The organism is Paraburkholderia sp. MPAMCS5 (assembly GCF_036016995.1).
Classification (GTDB): domain Bacteria; phylum Pseudomonadota; class Gammaproteobacteria; order Burkholderiales; family Burkholderiaceae; genus Paraburkholderia.
On record NZ_JAYXBK010000005.1, the window covers coordinates 318,360 to 341,332 of the forward strand.

A 22,973-nucleotide genomic window follows, 5' to 3' on the forward strand; every position below is an offset into this window, starting at 1 on the left:
AAAAGCAGGTATGGCAGCTTCTCACTCCTCAGCATCTCCCAGCACCGACTCCTCGAAGGAGCAAACGCAGCAGGCCGATACGAGCGGTGCGACACCGGCCGCGGGCATGCAGCAATTTATCGACGCATGGATGAATGCGTGGCGTTCGCTCGGCGCGCAGCCCGGCGCGAATGGCATGAACGGCGCGCCGTTCGCCATGCCTCACTTTCAGGGCGCCGCGCCCTGGAGTTTGCCGCAAATGCCGTCGGGCTTTCCAGGCTTTCCAGGTTTCGCGGGCTTTCCCGGCGTTGCAAGCATGCCCGATTTCAGCAAGCTGGCGGCGGGCGCGATGCCTTCCATGCCCGCCATGCCATCGCTCGCCGGGTTGAACATTCCCGCAGCGGCCATTTCGCCGGAGCGTCTGCGCAAACTCCAGGCCGATTATTCGCACGAAGCCATGGCGCTGATCCAGCAGGCGAGCGCTTCCACGCCGAAAGCGCCCGAACTCAAGGATCGCCGCTTCAGTGCGGACGCATGGAGTGCCACGCCGGCTTATGCATTCACCGCTGCGTGGTATCTGCTGAACGCGCGCTATCTGCAGGAAATGGTCGACGCGCTCGAAGCCGAACCGAAGGTTCGCGAGCGTATCCGTTTCGCTGTTCAGCAATGGACGGCGGCGGCCGCGCCGAGCAACTTCCTCGCGCTGAATCCCGAGGCGCAAAAGACCCTGCTCGAAAGTCAGGGCGAGAGCTTGCGGCAAGGCGTGATGAACCTGCTTGCCGACATGCAGCGCGGCAAGATTTCGCAGACGGACGAATCGCGTTTCGTCGTCGGCGAAAATCTCGCGACCACCGAAGGCTCGGTGGTGTTCGAAAACGAACTGATGCAACTGATCCAGTACACGCCGCGCACGGCCACCGTGCGCGAGCGGCCGTTGCTGATCGTGCCGCCTTGCATCAACAAGTACTACATTCTCGATCTGCAACCTGAGAACTCGCTCGTCGCGCACGCGCTCGATTCGGGGCATCAGGTGTTTCTGATTTCATGGCGCAACGCGGATGCGTCCATTGCGCATAAAACCTGGGACGACTACGTCGGCGAAGGCGTGCTCACCGCGATTCAAACGGCGAGCAGCATTAGCGGCCGCGAACAGATCAACACACTCGGCTTCTGTGTCGGCGGTACGCTGCTCGCCACGGCGCTCGCGGTGGCGGCGGCGCGCGGCGAACATCCGGCCGCGTCCATGACGCTGCTCACCGCCATGCTCGATTTTTCCGACACGGGCGTGCTCGATATTTTCGTGGACGAAGCGCATGTGCAGATGCGCGAGCAGACCATCGGCGGCAAGAACGGCGTGCCGCCGGGACTCATGCGCGGCGTCGAATTCGCCAACACGTTCTCGTTCCTGCGCCCGAACGACCTGGTGTGGAACTACGTCGTCGACAATTACCTGAAAGGCCGCACGCCGGTGCCGTTCGATCTGCTGTACTGGAATAGCGACTCGACGAGCCTGCCGGGCCCGATGTACGTCTGGTATCTGCGCAACACGTACCTCGAAAACCGTCTGCGCGAGCCGGGCGCACTGACCACGTGCGGCGAGCCGGTCGACCTCTCGAAGATCGACGTGCCCACCTTTATCTACGGTTCGCGCGAAGACCATATCGTGCCGTGGCAAACCGCCTACGCGTCGGTTCCGCTTTTGAACGGTCCGTTGAAGTTCGTGCTCGGCGCGTCCGGTCACATCGCTGGCGTGATCAATCCACCCGCGAAGAAAAAGCGCAGTTACTGGAAGATCGAAGGCGAGGCCAAAGCATTGCCGGACAGCCCGGACGAATGGTTCGGCGAGGCGAGCGAAGCGCCCGGAAGCTGGTGGCCCGAGTGGACCACATGGCTTGACCAGTACGGCGGAAAAAAAGTGAAGCCGCGCGCCACGGCCGGTTCCGCGGAATTCCCGGTGATCGAGCCGGCGCCGGGACGTTACGTGCGGCAGCGCGAGTAAGTCGGGCGAACGGGCAACATGAATGAGGCGTTCGCACGAGCCGGACGCCCACGAAGGTGCACCAGCTAGCGATTTGACAAGCAACGAGATTTTTAACTTGACGGGCCGCGGCGTAGTCAGCCGTTAGGCCCAGAGGATATGGAAATGACTGATGTTGTGATCGTATCGGCCGCCCGTACGGCAGTTGGCAAATTCGGTGGGTCGCTGGCGAAGATCGCCGCGCCCGAACTCGGCGCGACGGTGATTCGCGCGGTGCTCGAACGCTCGGGGCTGAAGCCCGAGCAGGTGAGCGAAGTGATCCTGGGCCAGGTGCTCACGGCGGGCTCGGGCCAGAATCCCGCGCGCCAGTCGCTGATCAAGGCGGGGCTGCCTTCCGCGGTGCCGGGCATGACGATCAACAAGGTGTGCGGCTCGGGCCTGAAGGCCGTGATGCTGGCGGCCAACGCGATCATCGCGGGCGACGCCGACATCGTGATCGCCGGCGGTCAGGAAAACATGAGCGCCGCGCCGCACGTGCTGCCGGGCTCGCGCGACGGCTTCCGCATGGGCGACGCGAAGCTCGTCGACACGATGATCGTCGACGGCCTGTGGGACGTGTACAACCAGTACCACATGGGCGTGACCGCGGAAAACGTCGCGAAGGAATTCGACATCACGCGCGCGCAGCAGGACGCGTTCGCGGCGCTGTCGCAGAACAAGGCGGAAGCCGCGCAGAAGGCGGGCCGTTTCGACGACGAAATCGTGCCGGTCGAGATTCCGCAACGCAAGGGCGACCCGCTGCGTTTCGCAACCGACGAGTTCGTGCGTCATGGCGTGACGGCTGAATCGCTCGCTGGCCTCAAGCCGGCTTTTTCGAAGGAAGGCACGGTGACGGCGGCCAACGCGTCGGGTCTGAACGACGGCGCGGCGGCGGTGCTGGTCATGTCCGCGAAGAAAGCGGAAGCGCTCGGCCTCACGCCGCTTGCGCGCATCAAGGCTTACGCGAACGCGGGCGTCGATCCGAAAGTCATGGGCATGGGCCCGGTGCCGGCCTCGCGCCGCTGCCTCGAGCGCGCGGGCTGGACGCCGGCCGACCTCGACCTGATGGAAATCAACGAAGCGTTCGCCGCGCAGGCGCTCGCCGTGCACAAGCAGATGGGCTGGGACACGTCGAAGATCAACGTGAACGGCGGCGCGATCGCGATCGGCCATCCGATCGGCGCGTCCGGCTGCCGGATTCTCGTCACGCTGCTGCACGAAATGCAGAAGCGCGATGCGAAGAAGGGCCTGGCTTCGCTGTGCATCGGCGGCGGCATGGGCGTCGCGTTGGCGGTCGAGCGCGTCTGATCATCAGAATGAGCGCGCGCCTCACCGCGCGCGCAAAGGCGCCGGCAGGCGTCAGCAGTATTGGCCGCGCGCCGCTTTGCAGCAGGCGGCGCGTGGCCACAGCGGCCTCGCCGGCCGGTCGCCCGGCGGCACTCTGGATCAAGCATCCTGGCGAGGGTAGAGGTAGCCGGTCGGCGCCTCGAAAACGATAATGGAGTCTAGTTCATGACACAGCGAATTGCGTACGTAACGGGCGGGATGGGCGGCATCGGCACGAGCATCTGCCAGCGGCTGCACAAGGAAGGCTACCGGGTCATCGCGGGCTGCGGTCCGAATTCGCCGCGTCGCGTGAAGTGGCTCGACGAGCAGAAGGCGCTCGGTTTCGACTTCGTCGCGTCCGAAGGCAACGTCGGCGACTGGGAATCGACCAAGGCCGCGTTCGACAAGGTCAAGTCCGAAGTCGGCGAGATCGACGTGCTGGTGAACAATGCGGGCATTACGCGCGACGTCGTGTTCCGCAAGATGACGCACGAAGACTGGACCGCGGTGATCGACACCAATCTGACCAGCCTCTTCAACGTCACGAAACAGGTGATCGACGGAATGGTCGAGCGCGGCTTTGGCCGCATCATCAATATTTCGTCGGTGAATGGGCAGAAAGGGCAGTTCGGCCAGACCAACTACTCGACCGCGAAGGCCGGCATTCACGGCTTCACGATGTCGCTCGCGCAGGAAGTGGCCACCAAGGGCGTGACGGTCAACACCGTGTCGCCGGGCTACATCGGCACGGACATGGTCAAGTCGATCCGCCCCGACGTGCTGGAAAAGATCGTTGCGACGATTCCGGTGCGCCGCCTCGGCCAGCCGGACGAAATCGGCTCGATCGTGGCGTGGCTCGCGTCGGACGAATCGGGTTTTTCCACGGGCGCGGATTTCTCGCTGAACGGCGGTTTGCATATGGGCTGAGTTACAGGCGCGCCGCTCACAAGGCAGCGCGTTTGGCTCGGATGGTTACGGCGGCGTGCCGGCTGCGCAAATGCCCGATTGCGCAGCCGGCACGCCGCCGTGCTCTACTTGCGCTCAAAGGCGTTACATGACTACTACTACAAAGAAAGCAGCCGATCGATTGATCAAGAAGTATCCGAATCGGCGGCTCTACGATACCGAGACAAGCACGTACATCACGCTGACGGACGTCAAACAGCTCGTTCTGGACCAGGAAGACTTCAAGGTTATCGATGCGAAGAGCAACGAGGACCTGACGCGTGCGATCCTGCTCCAGATCATTCTCGAGGAAGAGAGCGGCGGCTTGCCGATGTTCTCGTCGTCGATGCTTTCGCAGATCATCCGTTTCTACGGCCATGCGATGCAGGGCATGATGGGCACGTATCTGGAAAAGAACATCCAGGCTTTCATCGACATTCAGGCGAAGCTCGCCGACCAGTCAAAGAATCTGTACGAAGGCAAGGCGATGAACCCCGAAGTCTGGTCGCAGTTCATGAACATGCAGGCGCCGATGATGCAAGGCATGATGACGAGCTACATCGAGCAGTCCAAGAACATGTTCGTGCAGATGCAGGAGCAGATGCAGAACCAGGCCAAGTCGATGTTCGCCACCTTCCCGTTTTCGGCGGCTGGCGGCGTGAATGCGCCGGGCAACGCGAACGCCGCGGCGCCGGCCAATCCGCAGGCGAATCCGGAGCCGGAGAAGAAGTAACGGTTGCCGCGGTTCCGGTAGCGGCCTCGCGTCGAACTGGGCGCCGCGAGCGCGGTACAATGGCGGGTTGCGTGCGCGGGGCGTTTGCCTGCGGAGCGGGGCGATATGGCCCTCCGGCTCCCGAAGTCCTCCCGCACCGTTCCCCTTGTCGCCACGTCACCGCTATACGCCGGATTCACCTATGTCGCAGACCACTCCCTCCACCTCGCCGACACCTTCCAGTCCGAAGGTCGGCTTCGTCAGCCTCGGCTGCCCGAAAGCGCTCGTCGACTCCGAGCAGATCATCACCCAGCTGCGCGCCGAAGGTTACGAGATTTCCGGCACGTACGACGGCGCGGACCTCGTGGTCGTCAACACCTGCGGCTTCATCGACGAAGCCGTGCAGGAGAGCCTCGACGCCATCGGCGAGGCGCTCAACGAAAACGGCAAGGTGATCGTGACCGGCTGCCTCGGCGCGAAAAAGAGCGCGAGCGGCTCGGGCCTCATCGAAGAAGTGCATCCCAAAGTGCTGGCTGTCACCGGCCCGCACGCGCTGGGCGAAGTGATGCAGCACGTCCACACGCATCTGCCGAAGCCGCACGATCCGTTCGTCGATCTGGTGCCGGCCGCGGGCGTGAAGCTCACGCCGCGTCACTACGCGTACCTGAAGATTTCCGAGGGCTGCAACCACCGTTGCACGTTCTGCATCATCCCGTCCATGCGCGGCGATCTCGTGTCGCGTCCGGTCGCGGAAGTGATGCTCGAAGCAGAAAACCTCTTCAAATCCGGCGTGAAGGAGTTGCTCGTCATTTCGCAGGACACGAGCGCATACGGCGTCGACGTCAAATATCGCACCGGCTTCTGGAACGGCAAGCCGATCAAGACGCGCATGACCGATCTGGTCGGCGCGCTCGGCGAGCTCGCCGCGCAACATGGCGCATGGGTGCGTCTGCATTACGTGTATCCGTACCCGAGCGTCGACGAAGTCATTCCCATGATGGCTCAAGGCCCGTACAAGGGCCACGTGCTGCCCTATCTCGACGTGCCGTTCCAGCACGCGCATCCGGAAGTGCTGAAGCGCATGAAGCGCCCGGCCAACGCCGAAAAAGTGATGGAGCGCGTGAAGGCGTGGCGCGAGATGTGCCCGGACCTGACGATCCGCAGCACGTTTATCGCGGGCTTCCCCGGCGAGACCGAGGAACAGTTCGAGACGCTGCTCGACTTCATCCGCGAGGCAGAACTGGATCGCGTCGGCTGCTTTGCCTATTCGCCGGTGGAAGGCGCAACGGCGAACGAACTCGACGGCGCGTTGCCCGACGAAGTGCGCGAGGAGCGCCGCGCGCGCTTCATGGAAGTGGCCGAGCAAGTGTCGGCCAAACGCATCGCGAAGAAAGTCGGCAAGACGCTCAAAGTGCTGGTCGACGAAATCAATGCCGACGGCGGCATCGGCCGCACGGCGGCGGACGCGCCGGAGATCGACGGTGTCGTGTATATCGCGCCCGCGACCAAGGCGTCCAGGCGTTACAAGGTCGGCGATTTCGTGTCGGTGAAGATCACCGGCGCCGACGGTCACGACCTGTGGGGCGAGGTCTGAGCAATGACGGCAGAGCGCTTCGCTAGCCCGGACATCCTCGCGCTCGGCGAGGCGATGATCGAGTTCAACCAGTCGGCGAAAGACGCGCCGAACTATCTGCAGGGCTTTGGCGGCGACACGTCGAATTTCTGCATCGCGGCGGCGCGGCAGGGCGCGTGCACCGGCTTCGTGTCGGCGGTCGGCGCCGATCATTTCGGGCGGCTGCTGATTGATCTGTGGGAGCGCGAGCGCGTGGAGACGGCGCTCGTGCGGATCGATCCGGGCGCGTCCACGGGTGTTTATTTCGTGTCGCACGGTCCGCACGGCCACGCGTTCGACTATCTGCGCGCCGGCTCAGCGGCGAGCCGTTATGCGCCGCATGACCTGCCGCTCGACGCGATCGCGGCGGCCAAGGTCGTCCATCTGTCGGGCATCAGCCTCGCGATTAGCTTGAGCGCATGCGACGCAGCGCTCGAAGCCATGGCGCATGCCCGCGCCAGCGGCGTGCGCGTGAGTTTCGACACCAATCTGCGCCTGAAGCTGTGGCCGCTCAACCGGGCGCGCGCGGTGATGCTGGAGGCGATCCGTCAGACCGACATCTGTTTGCCGAGCTGGGATGACGTCACCGAACTGACCGGCTTGACGGGCCGCGATGAGATCGTCGATTTCCTGCTGTCGCACGGGCCTCGGGTCGTCGCGCTGAAGCTCGGCAAGGAAGGCTCCTATATCGCGACGCCCGACGAGCGGCGCGTCGTGCCGGGTCACACGGTCAATGCGGTCGATGCAACCGGCGCCGGCGACTGCTTCGGCGGCGCCTTCATCGCGCGCATGGTGGCGGGCGACGATCCCTTTGCCGCGGCGCGTTACGCAAACGTGGCCGCCGCGCTGTCCACGCAAGGCTACGGCGCGGTCGCGCCGATCCCGTCGCGCGCGGCGGTCGAACAGATTCTGGCGGGCTGAGCGCCGCGCGCCGCGCGCTGCGCGTGTTTGCCGGGCTACATCATCTTGAGAAACTAGAAGAGGAGCGAGCTATGCAACGGGACGTAGTGGTGGTGAGCGGTGTGCGGACGGCAATCGGCGGATTCGGCGGCAGTCTGAAGGATTTTCCGCCGACCGATCTCGGCGCGCGCGTCGTGCGCGAGGCGCTCGCGCGCGCGCAGGTGTCCGGCGACGAAGTCGGCCACGTAGTGTTCGGCAACGTCGTGCATACCGAGCCGAAAGACATGTACCTCGCGCGCGTGGCGGCGATCAACGGCGGCGTCGCGCAGCACACGCCCGCGCTGACCGTGAACCGCCTGTGCGGCTCGGGCTTGCAGGCGATCGTTTCCGCCGCGCAAAGCGTGTTGCTCGGCGACGCGGACATCGCGATCGGCGGCGGCGCGGAGAACATGAGCCGCGCGCCGTACTCGATGCCCGCCGCGCGCTTCGGCCTGCGCATGGGCGACGCGCGCCTCGTCGACATGATGGTCGGCGCGCTGAACGACCCGTTCCAGTCGATCCACATGGGCGTGACCGCCGAAAACGTCGCACGGCAATACGACATTTCGCGCGAAGCCCAGGACGCGCTCGCGCTCGAATCGCATCGCCGCGCGGCCCACGCGATCACGAGCGGCTATTTCAAGGATCAGATCCTGCCGGTCACGATCCCGTCGAAGAAAGGCGACGTGGTGTTCGACACGGACGAGCACACGCGCATGAACGCATCGGCGGAAGATTTCTCGAAGCTCAAGCCCGTGTTCGCGAAGGAAAACGGCACGGTCACGGCGGGCAACGCGTCGGGCATCAACGACGCCGCCGCCGCCGTCGTGCTGATGGAGCGCAGTGTCGCGCAGCAGCGCGGCATCAAGCCGTTGGCGCGGCTCGTGTCGTACGCGCACGCGGGCGTCGATCCGGCTTACATGGGCATCGGTCCGGTGCCGGCGAGCCGCAAGGCGCTGGAGCGCGCCGGCCTGACCGTCGCCGATCTCGACGTGATCGAGGCCAACGAGGCGTTTGCCGCCCAGGCCTGCGCGGTCAGCAAGGAACTGGGCTTCGACCCGGCCAAAGTGAATCCGAACGGCTCGGGCATTTCGCTCGGGCATCCAATCGGCGCGACCGGCGCGCTGATCACCGTGAAGGCGCTGTACGAACTCCAGCGCATCGGCGGGCGCTATGCGCTGGTCACGATGTGCATCGGCGGCGGGCAGGGCATCGCGGCGATCTTCGAACGGATCTGAAGCCGCAACGAGCCGTATCAGGCAATAAGGAATCAAAGGATGCAGGAATCGAAATCGGTGAAGGGCGCGGCGCGTCGGCGCGGCGCCACAGTCTTGAGCATCGCCGCTTTGCTGTGTATGGCCGCGGCGGCTTCGCTTCCCGCGCAAGCGTGGGCGCAGAGCGACGCCGTCAAGGAGCTGGCGGCGCCGCCGCCGATCCAGTTGCCGCTCAAGCCGAGCCCCGAATTCGCGAAATTCCCGCGCTATAGCGGCATGCTCGGGCCGCGTCAGATCGTGCTGCGGCTCGGAGCCAAGAAGGACGATCCGTCCGGCGTGCACGGCGAGTATCAGTTCACGGACACGGGCGAAGTGATCCTGATCGCGGGCGACCGCGACGGCGATACGCTCGAAGTCGAGGAATCGAACGACGGCACGCACATCACCGGCAATTGGGTCGGCAAGTTCGCCGCCGATGGCTCCGTGGCCGGCGACCGCATGAACGTCGACGATTCCGAGCCGCAGCCGTTCGATCTGAAGCCGTTGGCGGCCGGGCAAGCGGTGCCGACAGCCTCGGGCGGGAAATCCGCGAAAAGCGGGGAAGCCGGCGCGGGCGGCACGGCGGCGGGCACGCCCGCACCGGCATCCACGTCGGCTTCCACGTCCGCGAAGGGCGGCGGGCATCCGGTCGGCGGCGTTAGCAACCTGCAAACCGGCGAGTGAGTCTGCCCGCCGCGAGCCTTCCCCGTTCTTGCGCCGCGCACGGCGGCATTTCGCCGGCTCGTTTACTCTTGCGTGAGCGGCGCCGCGTTCCCCGTGCGCCGCTCCGTCTGCTTTCAGCGAATTCACCATGACCCAAGCCAAACCCAAACGCGCGCTGCAAACGCGCATCGTGCACGCGGAAGACAAGCTCACGCCGGGCTTCGAATCGTTTTCGCCGCCGGTCACGCGCGCCTCGACCGTCGTGTTTCCCGACCTCGCGACGATGCGCGCGCTCGACTGGAAAAACGACGCCCAGTGGCGCTACGGCCTGCATGCCACGCCCACGTCGCTCGCTCTCGCGCAGCGCCTGGCCGCGATCGAAGGCGGCAATCACGCGCTGTTGCAGCCGTCGGGGCTGTCGTCGATCTCGAATGTGTACTTCGGGCTCGTCAAATCCGGCGACGACGTGCTGATTCCCGACAACGTCTATTCCCCGAACCGCGATCACGGCGACTGGCTGGCGCGCGACTTCGGCGTGACCGCGCGTTACTACGACCCGATGATCGGCGCGGGCATCGCCGATCTGATCCAGCCGAACACGCGCCTCATCTGGCTCGAAGCGCCCGGTTCCGTGACCATGGAAGTGGCCGACATTCCGGCGATCACGGCCGCGGCCCGCGCGCGCAACGTCGTGACGGCGATCGACAACACGTGGTCCGCCGGTCTGGGTTTCCGGCCGTTCGATCACGGCGTCGACATTTCGGTGCAGGCGCTGACCAAGTATCAGTCCGGCGGCGGCGACGTGCTGATGGGCGCGACCATCACGGTCGATCGCGAATTGCATCTGAAGCTGAAAGCGGCGCGCATGCGCATGGGCATCGGCGTGTCGTCGGATGATTGTTCGCTGATTTTGCGCAGCCTGCCGAGCATGCAACTGCGATTCGAGCAACATGACCGTTCGGCGCTCGCGCTCGCGCAGTGGTTGAAGACGCGGCCGGAAATTGCCGCGGTGTTGCATCCGGCCGTGGCCGACTGTCCCGGCCATGAGTTTTTCAAGCGCGACTTCACGGGCGCGGGCGGATTGTTTTCAGTCGTGTTCGACGGGCGCTACGGCGCCGGACAAATTGACACGTTCTGCGAGTCGCTGGCGCTCTTCTCGATTGGCTGGAGCTGGGGCGGCGCGCACAGCCTCGTGATGCCGTACAACGTCGCCGCGATGCGCACCGAAGGCGAGTGGCCACATCGCGGCACGCTGGTGCGCTTCTACATCGGCCTCGAAGATGAAGCGGATCTGCGCGCCGATATCGAGCAATGTCTCGCGGCGCTGGCGTGATTTGATATTGCCGTCGGCGCAGTGAAAAAAAGCCCGCCGGGATGCATTCCCGGCGGGCTTTTTTTATCCGATAGATTTAGAACAACCGCAGCAGCCCGTCGAGGCCCACGTAGTTAAACGACACGCTGGCCGCTTCGCGCACGACCGGCTTCGCGCGGAACGCGATTGAAAGTCCTGCTTCGGCCATCATTTTCAGGTCGTTGGAACCGTCGCCCATCGCAATCGCGCGGGAGGGCTCGATGTGCAGTTGCGCGCAGGTCTCGCGCAGCGTGCGCGCCTTGACATCGGCGTTGACGATTTCGCCGAGCACCTTGCCGGTCAGCTTGCCGTCGACGATCTCGAGCGTATTGGCGCGCGTGTAATCGAGGCCGAGCCGCGCCTTGAGTTTTTCGGTGAAGAAGTTGAATCCGCCGGAGACGAGCAGCGTTTTCAGTCCCGCTTCTTTCGCGCCCGCCAGCATTCGCTCGGCGCCCGGCGAGAGTTGCAGGCGTTCTTCGTAGACGCGTTCGAGCGCGCTTGCGTCCAGACCCTTGAGCAGCGCGACGCGGCGCGTCAGGCTTTCGTTGAAGTCCTTGATTTCGCCGCGCATCGAAGCCTCGGTGATCGCGGCAACTTCGGCTTTCAGGCCGCAGAAGTCGGCGATTTCATCGATACATTCGATCGTGATCAGCGTCGAATCCATGTCCATGGCGACAAGCCCGAAGTCGCGCAACTGGCGGCTGGCTTCGACAAAAGCGTAGTCCAGCCGATGCGTGCCGCAATAGACGTCGAGGTCGGCGCGCTGCGCGAGATCGGCGCCCGCAATGCGAATCGCGGTCTCGTCGACAAGGGTGACGTGCGAGCCGCGCGCGAGCGCGACGAGCGTTTTGTGGTGATCGGCGGAAATCGGCGCAGAGCTTTGGATGACGAGGTTCATGAACGACGCATTGACCAGGAAAGGGCGGGCGCGCGGCTCGCGCGGAAAATCCCGCTATTGTAACGGGTCGAGGGCACGCGCCGGCGCTGCGCCGGAGAAACGCAAAGCGCAGTTGAGCGGCAGTGCAATGCCAGCGCGCCCGGTTCATACTGACGCATCGAACGACGCCTTAATGCGCGTTGCTGTCGCGCGGGAGGGGCATGGCGAGGAGTTCGCTCGCGAGACGCGCCGAACAACGGGCTTTGGCGAAGGGGGCTTGAATAACGAGCCTTGAAAAGCAAGACACGCCGAACAATAAGAATCACAACATTGGAGACAACACATGCCCACGGCGACCGCCGGCGACGCAGCCACCCTCGCGCGCGACTTCGATCTGCGCGATCTGAGCCCCGGGTTCTACGCGAATCCGTATCCGGCTTACCACGCGCTGCGCACACACGAGCCGATCAAACACATGCCCGACGGTTCACTCTTTCTCACGCGTTTTCGCGACGTGCAGGCCGTCTACCGCGACCCGAAAACCTTCAGTTCCGACAAGACCGTCGAGTTCGGGCCGAAGTACGGCGACTCGCCGCTCTACGCGCATCACACGACGAGTCTCGTGTTCAACGACCCGCCGCGTCATACGCGGGTGCGCAAACTGATCGCAGGCGCGTTGACCGCGCGCGCGATCGCGGCCATGGAGCCGGGACTGGTCCGTCTCGTCGACGGCTTGCTGGACGCCGCAGCCGAACGCGGACGCATCGATCTGATCAGCGAGTTCGCCTCGGCGATTCCGGTGGAGATCATCGGTAATCTGCTCGACGTGCCGCACGCGGAGCGCGCGCCGTTGCGTGACTGGTCGCTCGCCATTCTGGGCGCGCTCGAACCGTCGCTGACCTTCGCGCAACTGGAGCGCGGCAATCGCGCCGTGAGCGACTTCATCGACTATTTGCGCGATCTGGTCGCACGGCGCCGGCGCGAACCGGGCGACCCGCAACACGATGTCCTCACGCGGCTGATTCAAGGCGAGGCCGGCGGTGAGCAGTTGTCCGAAGCGGAGCTGCTGCAAAACTGCATCTTCATTCTGAATGCGGGTCACGAAACCACCACGAATCTGATCGGCAACGGCCTCGTCACGCTATGCGAGTGGCCGGAGCAGCGCGCGGCATTGCTGGAGGCGCCCGCGCTGATCGAATCGGCCGTCGAGGAATGTTTGCGCTTCGAGAGTTCGAACCAGCTCGGCAACCGCATGACCACGGTCGATACCGAAATTGGCGGTGCGCCGGTGGCGCGCGGCACGCCCATTACGCTGTGCATCGGCGCGGCCAATCGCGACCCTGAGCAGTTTGCCGAGCCTGACCGCTTCGATATTCGCCGTGCGCCGAACCGGCATCTCGCTTTTGGCTTCGGCATCCATCAGTGCGCGGGTTTGTCGCTCGCGCGGCTCGAAGCGCGCGTTGCGATCGGCCGTTTCGTGCGGCGCTTTCCGGTTTATCGCCTGGACGGCGAGCCGGTGCGGGGAGGTCGCGTGCGATTTCGGGGGTTTGCAGCGGTGCCGGTTGTGTGTGCTTAGTGCTTGCGGGGATTGGCCGCGTTGCGGGGTGTTTTTTTTCGGGGTTTGGGTGTTACTGCTTTTGCTTGCGGTCTATTAGCGTTGCCCCTTTGCTGGGCGGCACTCACTTTTGCGGCCGCAAAGAAAGTAAGCAAAGAAAGTAAGCAAAGAAAGTAAGCAAAGAAAGCGGCTCACACCGCCAGCCCATAAGCGGCTCCCCGGGCTTGGAGTGGGCAGTGGATCATCTGGAACCGGTGTCCTCGCACATTCCGCCCTGGTGACAAGGCAGTCATGCTTCCCGCCTCGCACTGCGTGCTCATCGGAAGGGCCTGCATAACGCCGTGCGCTTGGTTTGCCCATGGTTTTAAGAATGACCGCGGCGGCGCGCGGCAGCGCCGCCGGAAGGATGACGGCTTTGTCACAGGTGCGGAGTGTGCGACGACACCGATTCCAGATGAGCCATGGGCCACTCCAAGCCAGGGTGCCCGCTTATGAGCTGGCGGTGTGAGCCGCTTTCTTTGCTTACTTTCTTTGCAGCCGCAAAGAAAGTGAGTGCCGCCCCGCAAAGGGGCAACGCTAATAGACCGCAAGCAAAAGCAGTAACACCCAACGAACAAACCAAAACCAGAAACCAAAACCAGAAACCCCGGCCTCCGCGCCGGGCCCACCCGTATTTTTTGCCACCACGATGCAAGACTTACACCGCACCGCGGGCGCCCGCAAAACGCCCTCAATGCCGCGCATTGCCACACCCCATGGGCACGCTTGCTGCTTCAGCGTAAACCTGTAAGTCCTAGCCCCACGCGGAGCGCACGATGGCACATATGATCTGGAAAGGCGCGATCAGCTTCGGACTCGTCCACGTACCGGTGCAGTTATATCCGGCGACGAAGTCGGAAAAAGTCGGCTTCAATCTGCTCGACAAGCGCACGATCGACCCGGTCGGCTACAAGCAGATCAACAAGCGCACCGGCAAAGACGTGGCACGCGAGAACATCGTGCGCGGCTTCGAGTACGAGAAAGACAAGTACGTCGTCCTGACCGACGACGAAATTCGCGCGGCGAATCCCGAATCCACGCAAACGGTCGATATCCTCGCGTTCGTCGATGCTCCCGAAATCTCCTTCCTCTATCTCGACACGCCGTATTTTCTCGCGCCCGACCGGAAAGGCGAAAAGGTCTACGCGCTCTTGCGCGAGGCGATGAAATCGTCGGGCAAGGTCGGTGTGGCGAGCGTCGTCCTGCACAACAAGCAGCATCTCGCGGCGCTGATTCCGGTGGGCCCGGTGCTCGCGCTGAATACGCTGCGCTGGGCCGACGAGGTGCGCGATTTCGACGAATTCAAGCTGCCCGCCGAGGGCACGAAAGCAGCAGGCGTCAGCGCGCGCGAACTCGACATGGCCAAAAAGCTGATCGACGACATGAGCGACGTGTGGGACCCGTCGAATTATCACGACACGTTCCGCGACGACATCATGGCGCTCGTCGAGCGCAAGGTTCGCGAGGGCAAGACGGAGGAAATCACCGAAGTCGAAGCTCCGCGCGAATCGCGTCAATCGGCCGATATTCTCGATCTCTCCGACCTGCTCAAACGCAGCCTCGGGCGCGGCAAGACCAGGCCCGCCGCCGGCACGCGCAAACGCGCCGCGGACGACGAGGCCGCGGAAGAAGACACCGATACCGCCGACGACAGCGGCTCGACGGCGCCGCGCAAGAAGCCCCGCGCGCCGCGCGCCACGCGTTCGACGTCCTCGCCGCGCTCAGCTGGCAGCGGCGGCGCGAGCCGAGCAGCGGCAAAGTCCACGACGGCGGCGCGCAAGCGCCGCGCGGCGGCGTAATGAAGCGGCGCGCCATGGCATGAGCCACCCGGCATCGCCGCGCCAAACCGCCAAACCGCCAAACCGCCAAACCGCCAAACCGCCAAACCGCCAAACCGCCAAACCGCCAAACCGCCAAACCGCCAAACCGCCATCACACACTGCATTCGAAGCCCGACGAAGTCCTCGCCATGACAGACAGACTCGACCTCTACAACCGCAAGCGCCGCTTCGACGAAACGCCCGAGCCAGCGGGCACCGGCGCGGCTCGCAAGCGCGGCGCTCGCGGCGCGGCGAGCCGCGAAGCGGAAGCGGGGCTGTCGTACGTCATTCAGGAACACCACGCGCGCCGCCTGCATTACGACTTCCGGCTCGAATTGAACGGCGCGCTGCTTTCGTGGGCGGTGCCGAAGGGGCCGTGCCTCGATCCGTCGGTCAAGCGGCTGGCCGTGCACGTGGAAGATCATCCGGTCGAATACGGCTCGTTCGAAGGCGAGATTCCGCCCGGCAATTACGGCGCGGGCAGCGTGATCGTGTGGGATCGCGGCACGTGGGAGCCGGTCGGCGGCGCGGCCGAGGCGGCGCGCGCCTATCGGGCGGGCAAGCTGAAATTCCACCTGCACGGCGAGAAGCTGCACGGCGGCTGGACGCTCGTGCGCAGCCACATGCGCGGCAACGCCGACAAGGAGCAGTGGCTGCTCATCAAGGAGCGCGACGACGAAGCGCGCGACGAAAGCGAGTACGACATCCTCGCAGAGCGGCCCGGCAGCGTGCTGGCCGACGGCGCGTCGCCGGCCGGCAAGCGGAAGCTGAAGAAGCCGGCGGACAAGCCGGCTGCCGCGACAAGGAGCAAAACCGCATCGGCGCGCGGCGACCCGAAGCGTCCGGACATCGTCGCCACGCGCAGCGGCGAGTCGCTGCGCGAACTCGCGGCCGGGCCCGCCATCGAAGGCGCGGTGAAGGCCAGACTGCCCGCCGCGCTCAAGCCGCAACTGGCGACGCTCGTCGATGCCACGCCGCCCGGCGACGACTGGTCGTACGAGATCAAGTTCGACGGCTACCGCGTGCTCGTGCGTATCGACGCGAGCGCAAAGAGCCGCGGCGTGCATGTCTTCACGCGAGCCGGTAATGACTGGACCACCAAGTTCTCGAAGCAGGTCAAGGCGTTCGGGCAATTCGGCGTCGAGAGCGCGTGGCTCGACGGCGAAGCGGTCGTGCTGGACGAGCACGGCGTGCCGAGCTTTCAGGCGCTGCAAAACGCGTTCGACTCGAACCGCCCGCAAGATATCGTCATCTATTTGTTCGACTTGCCGTATCTGAACGGCTACGACCTGCGCGCCGTGCCGCTTCAGCAGCGCCGCGCGATTCTGCGCGCGCTGCTCGAACCCATCGACGACAGCGTACTGCGCTTTTCCAACGACTTCGAGTTCAGCGCCGACGACCTGCTCAAAAGCGCATGCGACATGGCGCTCGAAGGCATCATCGGCAAACGGCGCGACAGCGGCTATCTGTCGGGCCGCTCGGCCACGTGGATCAAGCTCAAATGCCGGCGGCGCCAGGAGTTCGTGATCGGCGGATATTCGGAACCGTCGGGCAGCCGCGCGGCGTTCGGCGCGCTTCTGCTCGGCGTGCATGACAGCACGGGCAAGCTGCAATATGCCGGCCGCGTCGGCACCGGTTTCGACGCCGCGCTGCTGCGCTCGGTGAAGCAGGCGCTCGACGCGCACGAAACGCAGCGCATGCCGTTCGCGAGCGCGCCGCGCGAGCGCAGCCGCACGCCGGTGCATTGGGTCGAGCCGGTGCTCGTCGCGGAATGCAATTTCGCCGAATGGACGAGCGACGGTATCGTGCGCCAGGCATCGTTCGTGAGTCTGCGCAGCGACAAGCCGGCGCGTCAGATCGTCAAGGAAGCACCCCGCAAAGGAGACGACGTGCAACAGCAAACCGATAGCGAGGCCGCGGCGTCTGTCGCGAGCCCGAAGAAGCGTGCTGCGAAAAAGGCGGCCAGCGAGACAGACCAAGCGGCATCCGCAGCGAGCACCTCGGCGGAAGAACCCGCGCGGGCAAAAACGCGGGCCGCCAGCAAAAGCGCTGCGACAAGCTCGAAAAAAGCCGCCTCGCCCGCGGAAATCGCCAGCGTTCGCATCTCGCATCCCGATCGCGTGATCGACAGGAGCACCGGCGCGCGCAAGATCGACCTCGTGCAGTACTACGAGTCGGTCGCGCCATGGATGTTGCCGCATCTGGCCGACCGGCCCGTCTCGCTCGTGCGCGCGCCCGAGGACATCGGCGGGGAGCTGTTTTTTCAGAAGCACAGCCAGAAGCTGTCGATCCCGAATATCACGCAACATCCCGGGCTCGATCCGGGTCATCCGCCGCTCATCACCGTCGAGAGCGTCGAGGCGCTGGTCGGCGCCGCGCAAATGGGCACGATCGAATTCCACACGTGGAACGGCGTGGCGTCGAATATCGAGAAGCCCGACCGCGTCGTGTTCGATCTCGACCCGGACGCGTCGCTCGGCTGGGAGCGGATGATCGAGGCCGCCCAACTGACGCGTTCGCTGCTCGACGAACTCGGTCTCACGTCGTTTTGCAAAACGAGCGGCGGCAAGGGCCTGCATGTCGTGGTGCCGCTCGCCAAACACGCGGGCTGGGACGAAGTGAAGGAATTCTCGCAAGCCGTCGCGCAGCACATGGCGAGCACACTGCCCAAATACTTCAGCGCGAAGATGGGCGCGCAGAACCGCAAGCAGAAGATCTTCGTCGATTATTTGCGCAATAACCGCGGCTCCAGCACAGTCGCCGCGTTTTCGTTGCGCGCGCGGCCGGGTTTGGGCGTCTCGGTGCCGCTCGCGTGGGACGAAGTCGCGACGACCACGGGCGGCGATCAGTGGAATATCGAGAACCTGCATGAGCGGCTCGCGAATCTGAAGCGCGATCCGTGGGCCGACTATCCCAAAACGCGCCAACGCATCACCGCGGCAATGAGAAAGCGCCTCGGCGGAGCGTGATCGCGCGGCAATCTTCAATACCGGAAAAGGAGCGCGCTATGAAGAGCACCCCGCAATCGTCCGATGGCGGCAAAGAGGCCGATCCGCATGGACACAAAGACCCGCGCTCGTTGCAGGAAGCGGCCGCGCCGCTGCCGCACGAGAGCGACCAGGACGTGGAATCGCAACACGAGGACGATGCGCGGCAGGTGGGCAAGCAGGCGCATAGCGACCTCGAGCGCGGATTGCAGGACACCGACCGCCGCGGTGGCGACGAATATCAGGAAAAGACGCAGAACGACGCGCACGCCGACGCCAACTCGGGCAAGAACCCGGGCAAGAAGTCGGGCAACACGGCGCCCGGAGCGGGAAGCGGCAAGCGCTGACTCGCGGCGTTTCAAGAGCCGCTTGCGCGTGCTTCAGGCCGGCTCGGCATCCCAGTAAGGCGGGTCGCCGAAATGGCCGGCGAGAAAATCCATGAAGGCGAGGGTCTTCGGCGGCACGAACGCGCGGCTCGGATACACGGCCCAGATCGCCACGTTCCCGGCGAGCGGATAGCTGTCCAGCACGCTGACCAGTTCGCCGCTGCGCAGAAACGGCGCCACGTCCCACGTCGATTTGAGGGCGATGCCGAAGCCGGCGAGCAGCGCGTCGCGGATCACTTCGCCGTTATCGGCGACGATGCGCCCGCTCACGCGCACGGCGAGCGGACCCGCCGGCGTGTCGAACGCCCAGTCGCGCTGGTCCGACAGAATCATGCATTCGTGCTCGGCCAGATCGGACGGATGATGCGGCGTGCCGCGCTCGGCGAGATAGGAGGGCGCCGCGCACAACACACGCCGGTTCACGGCGAGCCGCCGCGCGACCAGCGACGAATCCTTCAGCGTGCCGACGCGGATCGCCACGTCGATACCGGCATCGACGAGATCGACCAGTTGGTCGGTCAGGCGCAAATCGACGCTCACGCCCGGATAACGGCGCAAGAATTCGCTGATGACAGGCGACACATGCTGCCGCCCGAACGACGACGGCATCGACACGCGCAAGCGGCCTTGCGGCTCGGCCTTTGCGCGACCCACCGACGCGCGCGCGGCGGCGGCCGCATCGAGCAGCGCCTCGGCGCGCGCCATGAACACTTCGCCGTCCTGCGTGAGACTGATGCGCCGCGTGGTCCGATGCAGCAGCCGGGCGCCGAGCAGCTTCTCCAGTTGGGCGAGTCGCGCGCTCGCCACCGCCGCCGACAAACCGAATTCGCGGCCCGCCGCCGACACGTTGGCGAGCAGCGCGGCCCGCACGAAGAGCGCGACGTCGAGCAGATCGAGCCGCTCGCGTTCGTTGGAAGCAGCACGCGCTGGGGAAGCCGGAAGGTCCATTCTTCGGAAAATCAAAAAGATGTTTCAGCGATTATGCTGCTTTTCTCACAGTAAAGAGGCGGCTTACGATCACGTCAACGGGTTTCGAACCCAGCTTGAACTTCAACCTCGCCCAACCAACAGGAGCGCATATGAAAGCCGTCGGTCTCCACCGCTATTTGCCCGCCGATCACGACGAAGCCTTGATCGACGTCGAGATTGCGCAACCCGAAGCCACGGGTCGCGATCTGCTCGTGAAAGTCGAAGCGATCTCCGTGAATCCAGTCGACACCAAAGTGCGCGGGCCGAAAGACGCCGTCGAAAAAGAACCGCGCGTGCTCGGCTGGGACGCGGCGGGCACCGTGGTCGGGGCGGGTCCGGACGTAACGCTGTTCAAGGTCGGCGATCCGGTCTTCTATGCGGGCAGCATCACGCGGCCGGGCGCGAACAGCGAGTTTCATCTGGTCGATGAGCGCATCGTCGGGCGCAAGCCGGCCTCGCTCGATTTCACGCAGGCCGCCGCGTTGCCGCTGACGGCGATCACAGCGTGGGAAGCGCTGTTCGACCGCCTCGGCGTGTCGCCGCAAGGCGCGCACGAAGGCCGCACCTTGCTGATTTTCGGCGGCGCGGGCGGGGTCGGCTCGATCGGCATTCAACTGGCGAAGCAGCTCGCGAAGCTGAAAGTCATCGCGACGGCGTCGCGCCCCGAGTCGGCGAAGTGGGCGACGGAGCTGGGCGCGGATCATATCGTCGATCACTTCGGCGACATGCCCGCGCAATTGAAGAAGCTCGGCATCGCGCAAGTGGACTACGTGCTGATGTTCAACGACACCGACCGGAATTTCCCGGCCGCCGCCGAGCTTGTCAAACCGCAAGGCGGCATCTGCACGATCGTGGAGAACAAAAAGCCGGTGCCCGTCGAATTGCTGAAGGCGAAAAGCGCCGCCTTTCACTGGGAATTCATGTTCACGCGTTCGATGTTCGGCACGCCCGACATGATCGAGCAACACAAGCTGCTGACCGAAGTGGCGCGTCTCGTCGACGCAGGCACATTGCGCACGACCGTCGGGCAGCACCTCGGCGCGATCAACGCCGCGAATCTGCGCCGCGCGCATCGCCTGCTCGAAGAAGGACACGCGATCGGCAAGCTCGTGCTGAGCGGCTTCTGATAAAGCGCCTCGGCGCAAGCGGGGTAACACCCGATGCGCGGACAGCGCGCGCGGCATCGCTTGGCGGTAGACTGGTGGCGCATCATGCAAAAACGGTTGCGTGTCCCGCGTCCGCGAACGGCTCCAGCGGACCGTATCGAAGCCGCGTGAAACCTGCGCGGAACCCGTGAGGAACCCGTGAGGAACCCGCGTGGACCTTGCGCGGGCAATCGCGCTGAAGCGGGCACGCAGCGGCACAACAACGAGGTGACAGTATGAGCTCCAGCTTCAAACTCTCCGCCGTTTCAGTTGTCGCTTCTCTTGCTTGCGCGCTTGCTGCGGGCCTCGTCACGCCGGCCGCTCACGCGGCAACGCCGATCACCGTGACGTCGCAATCCGCTCTCGACGGACCGATTCGCTACACGGTCCGCGTCACGTCGAAACAGTTCGGCAATTCGCAGGAAACCCGCACGATCCGCTCGGGGCAGTCGGACGATTTCACCTGGAAGACCGTGCCGCCCGGCGGCGCGGTGCCGGCCACGGAAACGTGCCCGAACTACGCGTCGCTGCCGCTCGACGCCAACGGCGCGATGATCCGCCAGACGCAGATCCGCCTCGCGCCGGTGGTCGGCGAAGACGGCACGGCGACCGTGCAATTGAGCTTCCAGGCGCACAAGCCGGATGGCGCCAAAACGGTCACGGCGGCCGGTAAATCGATCAAGTGTCCGAACGATGTCAGCATAAGCCAGGTGCTACGTTTTACGATGCCGGTGAACGGCAGCACGAAAACGCTGACGCTGAGCGACGGCACGGTCGTGACGGTCAGCGCGAAGCGTTGAAGCGCTGACACGCTTCGATCGCCGGAACCGGAACCGATGAACGCAGCCGGCGCGCGTCACCGCCGCGCGCCGGTCCGCTCGATAAGCCGCGCCGACAGAAACCGATGCTCCGCTGAGAACAGGCGCCGGTACGTGAGCAGCACCGCGCCCACGGTCCCGAGTGCCGATGACGCGGCGATCAGAAACATGATCACGATCTGATAGCGCACCGCCTGCAACGGCGACTGGCCGGCCAGCACCTGGCCCGTCATCATGCCGGGCAGACTCACCACGCCGACCACGGCCATCTGGTTGAGCGTCGGCATCATGCCCGCGCGCACCGCCTGACGCGCGGGCGCCTGCGCGGCTTCCCAGCGGGTCGCGCCGAGCGCGAGCGCCATGTCCACGCGGTCGCGGCGCGCGGTCAACTCCTCGGTCATCCGCTCGATACCGAGCGAGACGCCCGTGAGCGTGTTGCCGAGAATCATGCCGAGAATCGGAATCGCATATTGCGGCGCATACCACGGGTGAATGCGGATCACGACGAAGAGCCCGATCGCCGCCACGAGCCACGAACTGACCCAGATCGACAGCACGCTGTCCGCGCGCTGTCCCGCGTAGGTGCGGCTGCCGCGTTGCGCGCCCGCGAAGCCCGCGATCAGCGTCATCACGATCATCAGCGGCAGCACGACGAACCAGTGGTCGTAGCGGAACACCCAGCCGAGCACGTAGCCGATCGCGAGCAGTTGCACGACGGTGCGCACCGCGGCCCACGCGAGCTTGCGTTCGAGATCGAGCTTGAGCGCGACCGACACCGCGCCGTTCACGACGATCAGCAACGCGGCGATCGCGACGTCCCAGAGACTCAGGTTTTGCAGTGTCATGGGCGGGATTCTCCGTGGACGGTCGCGAGCGGGCGCTCGTCGAGCACGCCCGCGCGCATGGTCAGATGGCGCGCGCTCATGCGCGCGGCTTGTGCCGGATCGTGCGATACCCAGATAGACGCATGAGCGCGAGGCTCGGCATCGAACCACGCATGCACCAGTGCTTCAATGGCGCGCGACGACTCGGGGTCGAGCGAGGCGGTCGGCTCGTCGAGCAGCAGCACGTGCGGCGAGAGTTGCAGCACGCGGATCAACGCGGTGATTTGCGCTTCGCCGCCTGACAGTTCGCTTGCGCGCTTGTCGAGAAAGTCGCCGCCGCGGCCCGCCCGCGCAGCCAGGCCCGCCGCATGCGCGCGGTCAAAGCGTACGTCGCGATACGCGTGCAATTCGAACGGGTAGCGCAGATTGTCTTCGACGGTGCCGTCGAGCAGCGCCGGCCGCTGCCTGATATACGCGACGTTGCGCCGGTAGCGCGGAATCGCGGCACGCTCGAGCGGCGCGCCGCGCCAGACGATGCGTCCGGCATCGAGCGGATCGAGCAGCGCGAGCGAGCGCAGGAACACGCTCTTGCCGGAGCCGGACGGCCCGGTGATCGCGACACGGTCGCCCGCGTCGAGCGCGAAGGTGGTGGGTTCGAGGAGCGTCTGGCCACGCGAGGCATCGCGCCGGACGATGCTGTCGGCGAGAACGAGAGGAACGTCGGTCATGAAGATGAGATGCGTGAGGAACGTGTTG

19 protein-coding genes are annotated in these 22,973 nt (G+C 65.0%); 15 read left to right on the forward strand and 4 right to left on the reverse strand.

Features of this window, described 5'->3' with window-relative positions; genetic code table 11:
• Positions 1–106 precede the first annotated feature (106 nt).
• The 9 genes from phaC to VOM14_RS14375 all read left to right on the forward strand — a co-directional run bounded on the left by phaC (position 107) and on the right by VOM14_RS14375 (position 10,779).
• The gene (gene phaC / locus VOM14_RS14335) at positions 107–1,978 is read left to right on the forward strand and encodes a class I poly(R)-hydroxyalkanoic acid synthase (RefSeq protein ID WP_327629525.1); all 1,872 of its coding nucleotides are present in this window, start codon (positions 107–109) and stop codon (positions 1,976–1,978) included.
• Between the two features lie 144 nt (positions 1,979–2,122).
• Positions 2,123–3,304, forward strand: coding sequence for an acetyl-CoA C-acetyltransferase (locus tag VOM14_RS14340; RefSeq protein ID WP_327629368.1), 1,182 nt, complete (start codon positions 2,123–2,125; stop codon positions 3,302–3,304).
• Positions 3,305–3,508: 204 nt separating this feature from the next.
• The gene (locus VOM14_RS14345; protein ID WP_327629369.1) at positions 3,509–4,249 is read left to right on the forward strand and encodes a 3-ketoacyl-ACP reductase; all 741 of its coding nucleotides are present in this window, start codon (positions 3,509–3,511) and stop codon (positions 4,247–4,249) included.
• 127 nt (positions 4,250–4,376) lie between these two features.
• On the forward strand, positions 4,377–5,000 hold the full coding sequence (gene phaR, locus VOM14_RS14350; RefSeq protein ID WP_327629370.1) for a polyhydroxyalkanoate synthesis repressor PhaR: 624 nt from the start codon (positions 4,377–4,379) through the stop codon (positions 4,998–5,000).
• A 181-nt stretch (positions 5,001–5,181) separates the two neighbouring features.
• On the forward strand, positions 5,182–6,573 hold the full coding sequence (rimO, locus tag VOM14_RS14355) for a 30S ribosomal protein S12 methylthiotransferase RimO (protein ID WP_327629371.1): 1,392 nt from the start codon (positions 5,182–5,184) through the stop codon (positions 6,571–6,573).
• 3 nt (positions 6,574–6,576) lie between these two features.
• Entirely contained in the window at positions 6,577–7,512 is a 936-nt protein-coding gene (locus VOM14_RS14360; RefSeq protein WP_327629372.1) for a sugar kinase, read from the forward strand.
• Positions 7,513–7,583: 71 nt separating this feature from the next.
• On the forward strand, positions 7,584–8,768 hold the full coding sequence (gene bktB / locus VOM14_RS14365; protein ID WP_327629373.1) for a beta-ketothiolase BktB: 1,185 nt from the start codon (positions 7,584–7,586) through the stop codon (positions 8,766–8,768).
• Between the two features lie 39 nt (positions 8,769–8,807).
• Complete coding sequence (locus VOM14_RS14370) at positions 8,808–9,467, forward strand: hypothetical protein (protein ID WP_327629374.1); 660 nt, start codon at positions 8,808–8,810, stop codon at positions 9,465–9,467.
• A 127-nt stretch (positions 9,468–9,594) separates the two neighbouring features.
• A complete protein-coding gene (locus VOM14_RS14375; protein WP_327629375.1) occupies positions 9,595–10,779 on the forward strand; it encodes a cystathionine beta-lyase in 1,185 nt (394 codons plus the stop codon).
• Between the two features lie 76 nt (positions 10,780–10,855).
• Here VOM14_RS14375 and serB read toward each other — a convergent pair whose 3' ends face one another.
• Positions 10,856–11,695 carry a phosphoserine phosphatase SerB gene (serB, locus tag VOM14_RS14380; protein WP_327629376.1) on the reverse strand — a complete coding sequence of 280 codons (840 nt, stop codon included), beginning with the start codon at positions 11,693–11,695 and terminating at the stop codon, positions 10,856–10,858.
• A gap of 322 nt (positions 11,696–12,017) precedes the next feature.
• Here serB and VOM14_RS14385 point away from each other — a divergent pair, with 322 nt between their 5' ends.
• From VOM14_RS14385 to VOM14_RS14400, 4 genes are all read left to right on the forward strand, one after another.
• Entirely contained in the window at positions 12,018–13,250 is a 1,233-nt protein-coding gene (locus tag VOM14_RS14385; protein ID WP_327629377.1) for a cytochrome P450, read from the forward strand.
• A gap of 794 nt (positions 13,251–14,044) precedes the next feature.
• Positions 14,045–15,067, forward strand: a complete 1,023-nt coding sequence (gene ku / locus VOM14_RS14390) for a non-homologous end joining protein Ku (RefSeq protein WP_327629378.1) — start codon at positions 14,045–14,047, stop codon at positions 15,065–15,067.
• A gap of 170 nt (positions 15,068–15,237) precedes the next feature.
• Positions 15,238–18,057 carry a DNA ligase D gene (gene ligD / locus VOM14_RS14395; RefSeq protein WP_327629379.1) on the forward strand — a complete coding sequence of 940 codons (2,820 nt, stop codon included), beginning with the start codon at positions 15,238–15,240 and terminating at the stop codon, positions 18,055–18,057.
• Positions 18,058–18,095: 38 nt separating this feature from the next.
• Positions 18,096–18,422 (forward strand): hypothetical protein, encoded by a 327-nt coding sequence (locus tag VOM14_RS14400; protein ID WP_327629380.1) that lies wholly within the window; start codon positions 18,096–18,098, stop codon positions 18,420–18,422.
• Positions 18,423–18,455: 33 nt separating this feature from the next.
• Here the strand turns inward: VOM14_RS14400 and VOM14_RS14405 are convergent, their stop codons facing one another.
• Positions 18,456–19,409, reverse strand: coding sequence for a LysR family transcriptional regulator (locus tag VOM14_RS14405; protein WP_327629381.1), 954 nt, complete (start codon positions 19,407–19,409; stop codon positions 18,456–18,458).
• A 131-nt stretch (positions 19,410–19,540) separates the two neighbouring features.
• Between VOM14_RS14405 and VOM14_RS14410 the strand changes: the two genes are divergently transcribed.
• Both VOM14_RS14410 and VOM14_RS14415 read left to right on the forward strand, forming a co-directional pair.
• Entirely contained in the window at positions 19,541–20,557 is a 1,017-nt protein-coding gene (locus tag VOM14_RS14410) for a zinc-binding alcohol dehydrogenase family protein (RefSeq protein ID WP_327629382.1), read from the forward strand.
• 254 nt (positions 20,558–20,811) lie between these two features.
• Positions 20,812–21,375, forward strand: coding sequence for a DUF6013 family protein (locus tag VOM14_RS14415; RefSeq protein ID WP_327629383.1), 564 nt, complete (start codon positions 20,812–20,814; stop codon positions 21,373–21,375).
• Between the two features lie 56 nt (positions 21,376–21,431).
• On the opposite strand, the gene VOM14_RS14420 is transcribed toward VOM14_RS14415, so the two are convergent.
• Positions 21,432–22,238 (reverse strand): ABC transporter permease, encoded by an 807-nt coding sequence (locus VOM14_RS14420; protein ID WP_327629384.1) that lies wholly within the window; start codon positions 22,236–22,238, stop codon positions 21,432–21,434.
• Positions 22,235–22,945, reverse strand: coding sequence for an ABC transporter ATP-binding protein (locus tag VOM14_RS14425; protein ID WP_327629385.1), 711 nt, complete (start codon positions 22,943–22,945; stop codon positions 22,235–22,237). The genes VOM14_RS14420 and VOM14_RS14425 overlap by 4 nt, the downstream gene beginning before the upstream one ends.
• Positions 22,946–22,973: the final 28 nt, after the last annotated feature.

Bases quoted from the DNA above. Each gene is read 5' to 3' on its own strand.
- phaC (WP_327629525.1), top strand. From the start codon at position 107: ATGCAGCAATTTATCGACGCATGGATGAATGCGTGGCGTTCGCTCGGC.
- VOM14_RS14340 (WP_327629368.1), top strand. From the start codon at position 2,123: ATGACTGATGTTGTGATCGTATCGGCCGCCCGTACGGCAGTTGGCAAA.
- VOM14_RS14345 (WP_327629369.1), top strand. From the start codon at position 3,509: ATGACACAGCGAATTGCGTACGTAACGGGCGGGATGGGCGGCATCGGC.
- phaR (WP_327629370.1), top strand. From the start codon at position 4,377: ATGACTACTACTACAAAGAAAGCAGCCGATCGATTGATCAAGAAGTAT.
- rimO (WP_327629371.1), top strand. From the start codon at position 5,182: ATGTCGCAGACCACTCCCTCCACCTCGCCGACACCTTCCAGTCCGAAG.
- VOM14_RS14360 (WP_327629372.1), top strand. From the start codon at position 6,577: ATGACGGCAGAGCGCTTCGCTAGCCCGGACATCCTCGCGCTCGGCGAG.
- bktB (WP_327629373.1), top strand. From the start codon at position 7,584: ATGCAACGGGACGTAGTGGTGGTGAGCGGTGTGCGGACGGCAATCGGC.
- VOM14_RS14370 (WP_327629374.1), top strand. From the start codon at position 8,808: ATGCAGGAATCGAAATCGGTGAAGGGCGCGGCGCGTCGGCGCGGCGCC.
- VOM14_RS14375 (WP_327629375.1), top strand. From the start codon at position 9,595: ATGACCCAAGCCAAACCCAAACGCGCGCTGCAAACGCGCATCGTGCAC.
- serB (WP_327629376.1), bottom strand. From the start codon at position 11,695: ATGAACCTCGTCATCCAAAGCTCTGCGCCGATTTCCGCCGATCACCAC.
- VOM14_RS14385 (WP_327629377.1), top strand. From the start codon at position 12,018: ATGCCCACGGCGACCGCCGGCGACGCAGCCACCCTCGCGCGCGACTTC.
- ku (WP_327629378.1), top strand. From the start codon at position 14,045: ATGGCACATATGATCTGGAAAGGCGCGATCAGCTTCGGACTCGTCCAC.
- ligD (WP_327629379.1), top strand. From the start codon at position 15,238: ATGACAGACAGACTCGACCTCTACAACCGCAAGCGCCGCTTCGACGAA.
- VOM14_RS14400 (WP_327629380.1), top strand. From the start codon at position 18,096: ATGAAGAGCACCCCGCAATCGTCCGATGGCGGCAAAGAGGCCGATCCG.
- VOM14_RS14405 (WP_327629381.1), bottom strand. From the start codon at position 19,409: ATGGACCTTCCGGCTTCCCCAGCGCGTGCTGCTTCCAACGAACGCGAG.
- VOM14_RS14410 (WP_327629382.1), top strand. From the start codon at position 19,541: ATGAAAGCCGTCGGTCTCCACCGCTATTTGCCCGCCGATCACGACGAA.
- VOM14_RS14415 (WP_327629383.1), top strand. From the start codon at position 20,812: ATGAGCTCCAGCTTCAAACTCTCCGCCGTTTCAGTTGTCGCTTCTCTT.
- VOM14_RS14420 (WP_327629384.1), bottom strand. From the start codon at position 22,238: ATGACACTGCAAAACCTGAGTCTCTGGGACGTCGCGATCGCCGCGTTG.
- VOM14_RS14425 (WP_327629385.1), bottom strand. From the start codon at position 22,945: ATGACCGACGTTCCTCTCGTTCTCGCCGACAGCATCGTCCGGCGCGAT.